The organism is Streptomyces sp. ISL-66 (assembly GCF_018614135.1).
Lineage (GTDB): Bacteria > Actinomycetota > Actinomycetes > Streptomycetales > Streptomycetaceae > Streptomyces.
In genome coordinates this window covers 1-12,830 of the sequence record NZ_JAGGOW010000006.1, presented here as the reverse complement: position 1 = coordinate 12,830, position 12,830 = coordinate 1, and the positions used below count along the sequence as shown (strand labels likewise).

Here is a 12,830-nt window from a genome sequence, read left to right as displayed (position 1 = left end):
CTCGGGCCGGATGTGGGGGCGCGCTTTGTCGTTGCTCAGCCCCTACGCCGCGGCGACCAGTTCCCGGGCGCGCTCGTTGAAGTCGGCGACCAGTCGGTGCGTACCGAACGGCTGCATCCGGCGCTGCAAGTCCTGGACCGCCTCGACACACCGCGAGCTCTTGACCTGACGCGACAGGGAGAGAGTTCGCAACCCTGCCGAGTGCGCCGCTTCGAGGTCGCCCCGCTGGAGATGTGAAACGGCGAGGGCAGCCTGCGACATCGCTCCGCGGCGTGCCCGGCGTTGCTCGCGAGCATGGCTGATGGACTGTTGCGCGTGCTCCTCGGCGGCTGCTGCGTCGTTCAGGTCGCGGAAGGTGTTCGCATGCTCGCCGTGCAGGTACGCGGGGTCGATGAACGCCGCCCACTCGGGTTCGTTCTTGAGCTGTACCCGGCTGTAGGCCGCTTCCGATTCAGCCACCGCTCGGGTTGCGGCGGAGTTTTCGCCGAGCTTGGCCAGCGCCCGAGCCTCAAGGGCCCACAGATCAGCCATGCACGCCGGTGACGTGTTCTTGCCGAGTCCAGCGCGACCAGCCTGCGCGAGCCGCCGCCCCTCGGTGGGGTTGCCGAGCAGGGTGGTCTGATCGGCCATACCGGCGAGCACATGCGCACCAAGGGCCGGGTTACCAGACTCTTCGGCAAGTCGAAGGGACTGGATCAAGTAGCGCTGCGCGGTCCCGTGCTCTCCGTTGTCGTAGCTCATCCAGCCAAGCAAATATGTCTGCTCGGCCGCCGCCTCGCACAAGGCCCGCCGAACGTCCTCGGCGTGGGTCTCACGCAACAGCGGGTAGACATGTTGGTTCATGTACTGAGCCAAGATGAGACGGCCCGAGCCGCCGCCTTGCAATACGTCCATCTTCTGGAACTCGCCGAACATGTTCTTGACGGCGGACACGTCCTCAAGACGGATACGCCGACCCGGCTCGGGTTGCTGGTCAAGCGTGTTGAGTAGCCAGTCTCGCGACGGCCCCACAGCGGCGACGGCGGCAAAGGGTGCCGCTGCCAGGAACTTACGACGGTCCACGTCGGCCCTCCCCAAATCGGCAACGGCTTCAACCGTAACGGCGAATGAGGAGTTGTAGGCGAGCGAGCGGTCGGCCGATCCACCTTCGGGGAAGCCCAAATCGTACGTAGTGACCCGGAACCCAACACTCGCTGAGATGACGTCGGCGATGATCTCGTGCACGGGCGGGCGCGGCTGGAGTCCGTTCAGCCATCGCCGGACAGCCGTTGCGTCAGGCTGGATGTGCGGCTGATCCCATACCTGAGCTGCGGCTTTGATCTGGCGAGCCAACTCCTTGTTGCTCATGCCGGATCGCTCCAGCCACCGCGCGAGATCAGTGTTTGGCGACGTCATGCTCGGTACCTACCCCTTCGACAGGCGCGGTCGTTCAAGTGCCACCCTTTGCCACCCCCCATGACGGTACCCCCGCCGTCCGCCGCGCGGTTGCCTTGTTGCTCGAACCAACGGCGCAGGCAAGGGGGTTGAACTCATGCCGAGATCGGTAGCGCAGCGGTTCCCGCGTGCTGACGGCGCGGTACCCGAGGCGCGTTCCTTCTTAGGCGGCGTACTGGAGGAGTGGGAGATTACCGACCGCTCCGACGACGCGGTGCTCTGCCTGTCCGAGCTTGCGACCAACGCGGTTCGCCACGCTGCGTGCGGTGGCTTTGTCGTCGAGGTCTCCCTCGGCGACTGTCGCCTGCGTGTCGAGGTGCACGACGCCGGGGCGGGGGTTCCTCGCACCGGCCGGCCGAGTGATGACGACACCGACGGGCGAGGGCTGCTCATCGTTTCGTCACTGGCGGACGGATGGGGGGTAACGCCGCACGACCCGTGCGGCAAGACCGTATGGACGGAGTTCAAGACGGAGCAGAGCACCACACCGATCGGCGTGATCACATGCTGATCGAAACCGCGCCCGCGCCGACGGCCGGCCTGCTGGCATCGCTCGGCGTCTGGTTCTGGATCGAACTCACCGAGGTGGGTCACGTCGCCTTTCTGCTGCTCGCTCACCCCCCGGCACGTCGAGGGGGTGAATCGGTCGAGTCGATCGAGCTCAGCATGCAGGGGCTCGTCTCAGCACTAACGCTCGCCGAGCCGTCCGCCAAACTGCCCGACATCGGCCCCCGGCTCGTCGTACATGGTCGAGCGGCGATCCTGTCCCTCGATGGGTGCAGCTTCGTCATGCGGGTACCGGTCAGCGCTGAATGGGCCGAATTCGTGACCGCCGGCGCCCCCGTGGTCATCGAGGTCGGTCTCGACCCTCTCCAGCCCATGACGCCGTTCGACGCTCTCAGGCCGTACGTGTCGGAGGGGGCGCGGCACGGCCGGCTGTTCCTCGGCAAGACCCGGGCCGAGCCACCCCGGAGGTTCATCGGGGCAGGCGGCCCGCCCATCTAGCGAAATCGCCCCGCTCCACTGCCACACGCAAAGAACCCGACGGCCGCGAGCACGGCCGCCGGGCAGCGACGCCAACAGCTGACCCCATAGCTAGGAGCTGATGACGACATGCGCGACCTTATCGCCTGTCTCTGGATCTGGTTAGGTCCGGGCATCTGCCGGACCCTTTGCACTGCGCGCCGGCGCTTATCTGAGCGCCGACGGCGACCGGCGCCCTCTACGCACCTCCCCCCGGTGCTTCCCCTCGTGCCAGCCTACGCCCGCCGGCCCCTTCCCCTCCACGTCCGTGCCCGCCTGCTGCCGATCGACGGGCGCGACTTCTTCTTACGCCCGTATGTACAGCCGCACGCCCCGGCGGTGCACCGTGGATAGGGCTGCCGTACTCGTGCGGTGCAGCATCTGCGAGGCGCTTGTGCCGCACGACGACGTCGAGTCGGGAACGTTCATTTGGTGCGACGAGGATGGGCACGAGCAGACCGCGAGACGCCGCACTTGCAGCGATGCCGCCGCCTGCTACCTCCTCTCGAACGACTCGACCACGTGGGAACGCCTCGGGGGCTCCCTGCCTGTCGGTGTGGAACCTCCCCCCGGCGCTCGGGTCGTCAAGTGCACCGCGTGCGATGTAGCGGCGCGCGTTGATGATCTCGACATCGCTCGCGTGCTCGATGACATCGACGACGTCTGGTACTCCTCCGTCACCTGCGCTGACGAAGACGCCTGTTACGACCGACAGGTGCTCTATCCGTACCGGCCTCATCTCCCCGAATGAATCCCCGCCCGGGTGGCCAGTCCAGCGCACCGCAACCATCCGGGCACCGCTCCACCCCTCGCCGCGCTCGCGGCGCCCATGGCGACCAACCGGGTCAGGGTCGCACCAGAACTCCCGCATCCGGGGGCGGCTCGTCGCCGCTTTCCGGCGCGGGGCACCGCCTCGGCGCGGCCTTGTCGCCGAGCTGAGGAGGGCGCACGGTATGGCAACTCAGAGCACGTGTCCGTTGACCAAAGATCAGGAGAACCGATGACTACCGCAGTAGCACCGTGGGGAACCACGCGCTTGGCGCTGTACCCCAGCATCACCGAAGTGCCCTACGTGCGAACCGAGATCGACCCGGACACCCAGACGACCCGCTACTTCGACGCCACCGGAAACCGCGTCGAGATGGGCGAGCACGGCACCAGCACGGCCACAGCTAACGCGACCTCCACGTCGTCCGACGGCGGGGGCCCTAACCCGCCCCCGCCCGCCGACTCGGACCTCACCGACGACAGCGACTCGGACTGAAATGACCGACGCACCGGTTCTCGTCGTCACCGCGCTCGGTGACATCACGGCGGATCTGGTGATGGGCGAGCTGTACGGCCGGGGAGTCCCGGCCGTACAGCTCGACCCCGCCACCGACTTCCCGCACACTGCCAGCATGAGCGCTCGAATCGAGCGGGGCGCCTTCACTGGGGATGTCATCACCTCGACGCGGCGTCTCGACCTCTCGGCCGTCCGTTCGGTCTACTGGCGCCGCCCGACCCCCTTCGGCACCCCACAAGCCGCCGAGTCTCCCGAGCAGCGATTCGGGGTCGAGCAGTCACGCCACGGCTACATGGGTGCGCTGACTGCCCTCCCCGGGGCCCTGTACGTCAACCACCCCTCTCGCAACCGTGCCGCCGAGAACAAGGCGTTTCAGCTCGCCACCGCCGCCCGCCTCGGGTTCACGCTCCCCGAGACCCTGATCACGAACGTGCCGGCGGACGCCCGGAAGTTCGCCGCCGATCACGGCCCCGTGATCTACAAACCCGTTCATCGCGTGCACCTCGCGTGCGAGGACGGGCGGAACCGAACCGTCTGGGTACACCCCGTCGAGGCTGACGAGCTCGACGACTCGATCGCGGCGTGCCCCCATCTCTTCCAAGCCTGCGTGCCCAAGATCGCCGACATTCGAGTCGCCGCCGTCGGCGATGACATGTTCGGAACTCGTATCGACACCGACGGCGATCACCTCGATTGGCGCCAGGACCAAACCCTGATCACCTGCTCGCCGATCCCGGTCCCTTGTTCCGTTCGCGAGGCAGTGCGCGCCTTCCTTCATGCGTTCGGGCTCAGCTTCGGCGCTTTCGACTTCGCCCTCGACGCCGACGGCCGATGGTGGTTCCTCGAATGCAACCCAAATGGGCAGTGGGCTTTCGTTGACGAGCCCACGACCCGTGCCATCGCGAGCGCACTCGCCGACACACTCCAGAAGGGCGACACCGCATGACCAATGAGACCGCCGCCGCCCTGCGGCACCGACTCGTCGAGCAGCTCGTCGCCGACGGCGTACTGCACGACCCCGAGGTACGACGCGCGGCTGAGACCGTCCCCCGCGAGCTGTTCCTCGGCCCCGCGATCTACAAACCGAGCAACCCCCCGGGCGTCACGGTCTGGACGCCCACCCGCCGAGACGACACGTCCACCGACGAGTGGCTACGGCTCACCTATCAGGATCAGACGTGGGTAACACAGATCGACGGGGTACTCGCCGAGAATGCCACCGGCCCCGTGACCGGAGGAAACCCGACGTCATCCTCGACCCTGCCCGGTGTCGTTCTGTGGATGATCGAGCAGGCGGGCGTCGCCCGGGGTAAGCGAGTGCTGATCATCGGCACCGGTACCGGCCTCTCGACCGCCTACGCCTGCGAAGTGGCCGGCGAGGAGAACGTCACCTCGATCGAGACCGACCCCGCCGCAGCGGAGCGCGCCCGGAAGGCACTCGCCGAGGCCGGATACGCTCCGACGCTCATCACGGCCGATGGTCTGCGCGGGTATCCCGAGCAGGCCCCGTACGACATCGTGATCGCGTTCTGCTCGATGCGGCACGTCCCCTACGGCCTGCTACAGCAGATCGAGGCCGGGGGGACGCTGCTCGTCACCTTGTCCGGATGGGGCGTCGCCCACGGTCTCGTTCGTCTCGCGGTCGAGGGGAACGGCGTCGCGGAAGGTCGCTTCCTACCCGGGTACACCTCGTTCATGATCGCTCGCCCTCATGACCGGCCGCCGCACGGGCCGTTCGAGCTACTGCCCGGGGAGGAACGGCCGAGCCGGATCGACCCCGCCCTGCTCGACGATTGGACGGGCCGGTTCGTCGGACAGCTCGCCGCACCCTCTGCCGAGCGCCTCGGCATGGGCACCGAGCAGATCCTGCTCGACGTAGCCACTGGTTCGCAGGCCCGGACTCGGCCGACGGCCGACGGGAAAGGCTGGATCGTGGTCCAGCGCGGGCCGCTCAACCTGTGGACCGCCATCGAGGACGCGATCATGGAGTGGCAGAGCTACGGCTCGCCGCACCTGAGCGGCTTCGGAGTGACAATCACGCCGGACACGCAAAAGGTCTGGCTCGACGTGCCTCACGGATCAAGCTGGACGCTGCCCATCTGAGCCCGGAATTCGCTCCGCCCGCCGGCGTACTCGCGCGGCGGGCGGCGCCATGCTGTCACTCGTTTCCGGACGGCCCCTCCGCCGCGACGCCGAGGTGCCGGTGCAGGTGGGCGCGGGCGACCCGGTACTGCCGTCCGTGACGCAGCAGCGGGACAGGGTAGTTCCCACAGCGGGCAAGGGTGTATCCCGTTGTCCGGCCGAGCAGTAGCGCCCTGTTCGCCGTATCCAGCGTCACCGCAACGGGCAGCGCCATCAGTTCCTCGTGCGTCATCCCCTGCTCGTCGTCGCTCATTCGGTCCCCCTCGTTGCGTCCGGCGCGCAGGCTCTGACCTGGCCAACCGGCATTCCTGGTTGAGATCAACAACGTAACGACAATGGTTGACATTGCGCAACAGGCAAAGTTAGCTGTGCCATATGCACAATCACCTCACGGCAAGCGACACCGTCGGCGATCAGGTTCGTCGGCACCGAGACCGTCTCAAGATGACCCGAGAGCAGCTCGTCGCCGAGTGCGCCCGCCTCGGCGCCGCCGAGCTCACCTATGCCGCGCTCGTCAGCATCGAATCGGGCCGCCGAAAGCCCGATGGACGCCGCCGCCGAGAGGTGACTGTCGACGAGCTGCTCGTACTCGGCCTCGCCCTCGCGGTCCCTCCCCTGCTCCTCGTCCTCCCCGTTGGGAGCGACGAGACCGTGCCCACCGTCCCGGCCGCCGACCCCCGCCCGCCGCACACCGTGTGGCGATGGTGGACGGGCGAGGAGACGCCAACGCTCTCGGGGCCGACTGACGGTCGGTACTACACCGACCCCCGGTCAATCACCGAGGGCGGCCCGAGGTGGTCCGCAGCGTGGGCTCAGGCGGCGTACACCGCCTCTCTGTACCCCGAGTTCGAACGTCGTCGGTTCGCCGTCGACAAGGCGTACCGACGCGCCATGAGGGCGGGCGACGAACCCGTGCGAGACAAGGAGCGTGCCACCGACACCCGACAGGACTACTTCGAACACCTTGAGCAACTCGCGTACCACATCGACGACATGACCCGAGCAGGTCTCACGGTCCGGCGCCTACCGGCGATTTGGATCGAGGACATGAAGGGGCTCGCCATGCTCGACCACCCCGACGCGGTAACACCGGAGGAAGACGACTAGATGAGCGGACAGATCACGAAGCGCTGCGGGTGCCGCGACGCGGTGACCGACAAGCAGCTCGGCGCCGCCTGCCCCAAGCTCTCGCAGCGAACGCACGGCATATTCAGCTTGGTTCTTGAGCTGCCCGTCCGAGAGGACGGCACCCGCCGGCGCTTCCGGCGCATGGGCTACGAGACCAAGACCGACGCGACGGCGGACATGACAGCGCTCGCCGCGCTGCTCGACATCGCCGACAAGAAGACCGACCCGGACGGGCGCCGCCGGATCGCCGACCTGCTCGAAACGGTCTCGGCGACCGGGGAGGAGATCCCCGACTACGACGAGACCAAGAGGAGGTTCGCGACCGGGCAGTCACTGACTCAGCACATGACCGTCGCCGAGTGGCTCGACCTATGGCTCGCCGGAAAGAAGGCGCTCCGCAAGAGCGGCGCGGCCCGGTACGAGGTCGACCTGCGGTGCCACCTGAAACCCCGGATCGGGCACATCCGCCTCGACCGGCTCACCGTGCAGTATCTCGACAGTATGTTCGAAGGAATCGCCGAGACCAACGAGGAGATCCTCGAAGCGAACGTGATGCGGCGCACGGCCGTTGACGAGCTGAAAGCGATCCCGTGGAAGGGGCAGGAGAACCGCGCGCGACGGAAGGCGCTCAAGGCCGCCATCGAGGCTATGCCGCCCTTCCGCCGAGTGACGAACCCCGCGACTCAGAAGCACATCCGCGACACCCTGCGCGCCGCTCTGAACGTCGCGATCGGGCGCGGGGCGCTCACCTTCAACCCCGCCTCGTACGTCGAGCTGCCGACCGTACAGCGCCCCAAGGCGCTCGTCTGGACGGCCGAGAGGGTCGAGGAGTGGTTGCGGAGCGGCGTCCGGCCCTCGGCGGTCATGGTCTGGACTCCCGAGCAGGCGGGCGCCTTCCTCGACTTCCTCGCGGACACGAATCAGCGCCTGTACGGCGTGTTCCACCTGATCACGTTCCGGGGCCTGCGCCGCGGCGAGGCGTGCGGCGTCCGGAAGGCCGACTACGCCCGCGCGTCTCGGCTGATGACCATCGCGACACAGCTCGTGCAGGACGGATGGGAGGTGAGGGAGAGCGCGCCGAAGACCAACGCGGGTGAGCGCGTGATCTCGATCGACGACTACACCGACGAGATTCTTGAAGCCGAGGCCCTGCGGCAGGACGTCGACCGGGTCGAGTGGGGCGAGGCATGGGTCGAGTCGGGCCGGCTGTTCACCCGCGAAAACGGGGAGTGGATTCACCCGGGGTGGCTGAGCGACCAGTTCGAGAAGCTCGTCGAGCTCGCCGGACTGCCGCCGATCCGGCTGCACGACCTGCGGCACGTCGCCGCCTCGCTCATGCTCGCCGCCGGCGTCGACATCAAGATCGTGTCCGAGACCCTCGGCCACAGTGAGACCCGCGTCACGCATGACATCTATCAGTCCGTCATGCCCAAGCAGGCGGCCGACGCCGCCGAGGCAACCGCCGCCATGGTGCCGCGCGGTGGCGTCCGCCGGCCCGCACCGGAGCCCGATCCGGACCCGGCCGAGCCCACCGTCGAGCAGGCGGCGCAGTCGGTTCTCGATCAGCTCGTCGCCCGGATCGTCGACGCGGCCGAGCATGACGGGCGCCCGGTCGAGGAGCTCGCGCGGTCGGCTCTGGCCCACCTCGCCGAGGGTGCGGCCGAGGCTCCGGAACAGGATGGCCTCACGACGGCCTCACATGAGGGCGCGAAGATCATCGCGTTCCGTCCCCGCTTGATCGGGGCATAAGAAAAACCCCAGGTCACGGCGAGTGAGTCCTAGGGTTCTTCTAGAGCCGCCTTCGGGATTCGAACCCGAGACCTACGCATTACGAGTGCGTTGCTCTGGCCAGCTGAGCTAAGGCGGCACCGCTGGGGAGACGAGAATTTCCCTGGTGGGAGGCTCTCATCAGCAGCGGCGCCAAGTCTACAGGGTTAAACGGGGTGCCCCGAACCGGGTCCCGGGAGGGGGGTCAGCACTTCTTTCCGTCCTTCGGAGGGGTGCCCTCCAGCAGGTAGCGGTTGATCGTCGAGTCGATGCACTCGCTGCCGCGGCCGTACGCGGTGTGGCCGTCCCCGTCGTACGTCAGCAGCACGCCCGAGTCGAGTTGGTCCGCGAGGGACTGGGCCCACTTGTACGGGGTCGCCGGGTCGCGGGTGGTGCCGACCACCACGATCGGCGGAGCGCCCTTCGCGTGCAGCTCGGCGGCCGTGCCCGTGGCCTTGGCCGGCCAGTACGTGCAGTTCAGTGAGGCCCAGGCGAGGCCCGCGCCGAAGACCGGGGAGGCCTTCGCGAAGGAGGGCAGCGCCTTGTCGACGGCGGCGGGGCCGTCGAAGGCCGGAGGCTGGTCGAGGCAGTTGACGGCGGCGTTCGCGGACATGAGGTTGGCGTACTTGCCGTCCGGCTGGCGCTCGTAGTAGCTGTCGGCGAGGGCGAGGAGGCCGTTGCCGTCGTCGCCGCTGATCGCGGCCGTGAGCGCCTCGCGCAGCTGCGGCCAGGCGTTCTCGTCGTACAGCGCGGCGATCACCCCGGTCGTCGCCAAGGCCTCGCCGAGCGCGGGGCGGGCCCGGTCGGTGGTGGGGACCGGCTGGGCGTCGACCTTGCGGAAGAACTCCTTCAGGCGCTTCGCCACCGCGTCCGGGTCGCCCTGGCCGAGCGGGCAGTCCGGCTGCTTCGCGCAGTCCGCGGCGAAGGCACGGAAGGCCGTCTCGAAGCCTGCGGTCTGGTCCCGGTTCAGTTCGAGCGCGGGGCGGGACGGGTCCATCGCCCCGTCCAGGACCAGCCGTCCGGTCCGGCCCGGGAAGAGCTGCGCGTACGTCGCCCCGAGGAAGGTCCCGTACGAGGCCCCGACGTACGACAGCTTCTCGTCGCCCAGAGCCGCGCGCAGCACGTCCATGTCGCGGGCCGCGTCCACGGTCGAGACGTGCGGCAGGACCCGTTGCGAGCGGGCCTGGCAGGCGGCCGCGAACTCCTTGAACGAGGCCACGAGCAGGGCCCGCTCCGCCGCGTCGTCCGGTGTCTGGTCCACCTGCGTGTACTTGTCCATGGCCGGACCGGTCAGGCACTCCACGGGACTGCTGCGATCCACGCCGCGCGGGTCGAAGGAGACCATGTCGTACGCGGCACGGACCTGCGCCGGGTACCCGATGCCCGCGTAGGCCTGGAGGTAGCCGATCCCGGAGCCGCCCGGGCCGCCCGGGTTGACCACCAGCGAGCCGATCCGCTTGCCGGGGGCGGTGGCCTTGCGCCGGGCCACCGCGATGTCGATGTCGCCGGACTCGGGGTACGCGTAGTCCAGCGGGGCCTTCATGGTGGTGCAGTCGAAGCCGGGGACACCGCACTCGCGCCAGCTCAGCTTCTGGTCGTAGTACGGGCGCAGCGCGGCCGGCACGGCGGTCGGCTCGGCCGACGGCGCGGCGGAACCCTCTCCCGGCGACGCTGAGGCCCGCGGTCCCCCCGAACCGCCCGACGTGCACCCCGAGAGCAACAGCCCCGCGGCGGCGATCACGGTCCCGGTGGTGCGCAGCAGGCGACTGGTGTCCATTCCCGGAGCCTACGGCCTGCGGACACGCCCGGTAGGTCGGCCTCCACGCCGGGCGGCGGACGGCCGCACGGGCGCGGCCCCCCGCCCCGCACGGACGGCGCCGTCCCGGACGCGCCATCGGTACCGCCCGAACGGGTGAAGCCGTCAACCGGAGTCGGAGGGGGAGGGCGCGGCGGTGGAGGCCGGCCCGGCCGTCCTCAGCCGGCACCCGACGACATCAGCCGACCCGCTCGACGCCGGCCGACCCGCTCGACGTCAGCCGGATGCGCGACATCAGCCGGCACCGGCGACGTCAGCCGGCACTCGCGGCATCAACGCGGCCGCGCCGACATCAGCCCGCGCGCAGCGACATCGTCATCGCCTCGACGGCGAGCAGCGGGGCCACGTTGCGGTCCAGCGCCCGGCGGCACGCGATGATCGCCTCGATGCGCCGCAGCGTGCGCTCGGGGCCGGACTCGCGGGCGATCCGGTCCAGGTCCTGCCGTATCTCCACGTTCGCGATGTCCAGCGAAGAGCCGAGCTGGAGGACCAGTACGTCCCGGTAGAAGGCGGTGAGGTCGGTCAGCGCCAGGTCGAGGCTGTCGCGCTGCGTACGCGTACGCCGACGCTTCTGCCGGTCCTCCAGCTCCTTCATGACGCCCGCCGTACCGCGCGGCATCCGCCCGCCCGTGCCGGCGCCCGCGCCGAGCGCGGCCCGCAGCTCCTCGGTCTCCTTGGTGTCCACTTCCTCCGCGACCTGCTTGGCGTCCTCGGCGGCGGCGTCCACCAGCTCCTGTGCCGCCTTGAGGCAGCCGCCCACGTCGTCCATGCGCATCGGCAGCTTCAGCACGGTGGCCCGGCGCGACCGCGCCGCCTCGTCGGTGGCGAGCCGGCGCGCCCGACCGATGTGGCCCTGCGTCGCACGGGCCGCGGCCTGAGCGACGGCCGGCTCGATGCCGTCGCGCCGGACCAGCACCTCGGCTACGGCGGACACGGGCGGGGTGCGCAGCGTCAGGTGCCGGCAGCGGGAGCGGATGGTGGGCAGCACGTCCTCCAGCGAGGGCGCGCACAGCAGCCACACGGTGCGCGGAGCCGGCTCCTCCACGGCTTTGAGCAGGACGTTGCCCGCGCCCTCCGTGAGGCGGTCGGCGTCCTCCAGGACGATCACCTGCCAACGCCCGACGGCCGGGGAGAGCTGCGCCCGGCGGACCAGGGCCCGCGTGTCCTTCACGCCGATGGACAGCTGATCGGTGCGCACGATCTCCACATCGGCGTGCGTGCCGATCACGGTGGTGTGGCAGCCGTCGCAGAATCCGCAGCCCGGCTCTCCGCCGAGCGCGCGGTCCGGGCTGGTGCACTGGAGCGCGGCCGCGAAGGCGCGGGCGGCGGTGGCACGCCCGGAGCCGGGCGGACCGGTGAACAGCCAGGCGTGCGTCATCTTGGAGGAGGCCGGCGGCTCCGTCCGCGCCTCGATGGCGGTGACCAGGGCGTCGGCGTCGCGGGCAGCGGCGGCCAGCTGCGTCTGGACCCTCTCCTGTCCCACCAGGTCGTCCCAAACGGGCATCCCGCCCACCGCCTTTCCCTCGCGTACCGTTCGCATGCTTTCGCAGGATTCGGCAGGCCGTTCGCCTACCGTCCGTGCCTGCTGCTCACCCAGTGTGGCGGCCGCCACTGACAACGACCGTCACCGGCCCGGGCCCGTCAGGAGCGGCGCGGACCGCGGCCTTCGTCGTCCTCGTCGTCCCGGCGCCGGCCCAGCAGTTCGTCCGCCAGCGTGGGCAGGTCGTCGAGCGGGGTCTCCTCGGCCCAGTCCGAGCGCGCCCGGCGCGGGCGGCCGTCCTCGCCGAGGACGGGCAGCTCGCGGGTCGCGTCGTTGCCCGCGTCCCGGAATATGCCCGGCGGCACCCGGTCGGCCGGGTTCTCCGCGGGCCGCTGGGCGGTGGGCCGCGACGCGGAGTGCTGCGCCCTGGGCGACCGCGCCCCCGCCGGATTCGCGCCCGTACCGGCGCCCGACCCCGCATCCTTGCGCGGCCCCGCGCCCGAGGGGCGTACGGCGGGCAGGACGGCCGTCTCGTCGGCCGGGCCCGTCGGGCGGACCGGCGGCAGCACCGAGGTCTCCGCGGCCGGGTCGGTCTTCGGGACGGGCACCGTCTGCGTGACGTCATCCGGCTGCACGACCCGCTTGACCAGCGGGGTCTCGACCGTCAGCGCGTCGTCGGGGTGCGGTTCCTTGCGCGTGTCGGCCTTGCGCGCACCGGCCTCGGGCGCCCCGGCCTCGGGCGCGTCCGCGGGGCG

At 69.8% G+C, this 12,830-nt stretch carries 12 protein-coding genes, 1 tRNA gene and 1 pseudogene; 8 read left to right on the top strand and 6 right to left on the bottom strand.

The genetic code is table 11. The features are described 5' to 3' along the window. Window positions 1-42 precede the first annotated feature (42 nt). Window positions 43-1,395: a transcriptional regulator gene (locus J7E97_RS01395; protein WP_215021420.1), complete on the bottom strand. Its 1,353-nt coding sequence runs from the start codon at window positions 1,393-1,395 to the stop codon at window positions 43-45. 136 nt (window positions 1,396-1,531) lie between these two features. Here J7E97_RS01395 and J7E97_RS01390 point away from each other — a divergent pair, with 136 nt between their 5' ends. From J7E97_RS01390 to tgmC, 6 genes are all read left to right on the top strand, one after another. Continuing rightward, a complete protein-coding gene (locus J7E97_RS01390; RefSeq protein ID WP_215021419.1) occupies window positions 1,532-1,945 on the top strand; it encodes an ATP-binding protein in 414 nt (137 codons plus the stop codon). Beyond that, complete coding sequence (locus J7E97_RS01385; RefSeq protein ID WP_215021418.1) at window positions 1,939-2,439, top strand: hypothetical protein; 501 nt, start codon at window positions 1,939-1,941, stop codon at window positions 2,437-2,439. The genes J7E97_RS01390 and J7E97_RS01385 overlap by 7 nt, the downstream gene beginning before the upstream one ends. A gap of 334 nt (window positions 2,440-2,773) precedes the next feature. Beyond that, window positions 2,774-3,208 carry a hypothetical protein gene (locus J7E97_RS01380; RefSeq protein WP_215021417.1) on the top strand — a complete coding sequence of 145 codons (435 nt, stop codon included), beginning with the start codon at window positions 2,774-2,776 and terminating at the stop codon, window positions 3,206-3,208. A gap of 249 nt (window positions 3,209-3,457) precedes the next feature. Beyond that, on the top strand, window positions 3,458-3,721 hold the full coding sequence (tgmA, locus tag J7E97_RS01375; protein ID WP_215021416.1) for a putative ATP-grasp-modified RiPP: 264 nt from the start codon (window positions 3,458-3,460) through the stop codon (window positions 3,719-3,721). Between the two features lies 1 nt (window position 3,722). Then, complete coding sequence (gene tgmB / locus J7E97_RS01370) at window positions 3,723-4,688, top strand: ATP-grasp ribosomal peptide maturase (RefSeq protein WP_215021415.1); 966 nt, start codon at window positions 3,723-3,725, stop codon at window positions 4,686-4,688. After that, the gene (gene tgmC / locus J7E97_RS01365) at window positions 4,685-5,845 is read left to right on the top strand and encodes an ATP-grasp peptide maturase system methyltransferase (protein WP_215021414.1); all 1,161 of its coding nucleotides are present in this window, start codon (window positions 4,685-4,687) and stop codon (window positions 5,843-5,845) included. Before tgmB ends, tgmC begins: the two co-directional genes overlap by 4 nt. A gap of 55 nt (window positions 5,846-5,900) precedes the next feature. Here tgmC and J7E97_RS01360 read toward each other — a convergent pair whose 3' ends face one another. Next, window positions 5,901-6,137, bottom strand: a complete 237-nt coding sequence (locus J7E97_RS01360; RefSeq protein ID WP_215021413.1) for an integrase — start codon at window positions 6,135-6,137, stop codon at window positions 5,901-5,903. Between the two features lie 191 nt (window positions 6,138-6,328). Here J7E97_RS01360 and J7E97_RS01355 point away from each other — a divergent pair, with 191 nt between their 5' ends. Together J7E97_RS01355 and J7E97_RS01350 are read left to right on the top strand one after the other, a co-directional pair. Continuing rightward, window positions 6,329-6,991 (top strand): hypothetical protein, encoded by a 663-nt coding sequence (locus J7E97_RS01355; RefSeq protein ID WP_215021412.1) that lies wholly within the window; start codon window positions 6,329-6,331, stop codon window positions 6,989-6,991. Continuing rightward, window positions 6,992-8,761, top strand: a complete 1,770-nt coding sequence (locus J7E97_RS01350) for a site-specific integrase (protein ID WP_215021411.1) — start codon at window positions 6,992-6,994, stop codon at window positions 8,759-8,761. 44 nt (window positions 8,762-8,805) lie between these two features. Here J7E97_RS01350 and J7E97_RS01345 read toward each other — a convergent pair. The 4 genes and pseudogenes from J7E97_RS01345 to J7E97_RS01330 all read right to left on the bottom strand — a co-directional run. Beyond that, window positions 8,806-8,879: transfer RNA gene (locus J7E97_RS01345), tRNA-Thr, on the bottom strand. Window positions 8,880-8,984: 105 nt separating this feature from the next. Next, entirely contained in the window at window positions 8,985-10,556 is a 1,572-nt protein-coding gene (locus J7E97_RS01340; protein WP_215021410.1) for an alpha/beta hydrolase, read from the bottom strand. Window positions 10,557-10,887: 331 nt separating this feature from the next. Continuing rightward, window positions 10,888-12,099 (bottom strand): DNA polymerase III subunit delta', encoded by a 1,212-nt coding sequence (locus J7E97_RS01335; protein WP_215021409.1) that lies wholly within the window; start codon window positions 12,097-12,099, stop codon window positions 10,888-10,890. 137 nt (window positions 12,100-12,236) lie between these two features. Then, window positions 12,237-12,830: pseudogene (locus J7E97_RS01330) on the bottom strand (dTMP kinase); the annotation flags it as partial.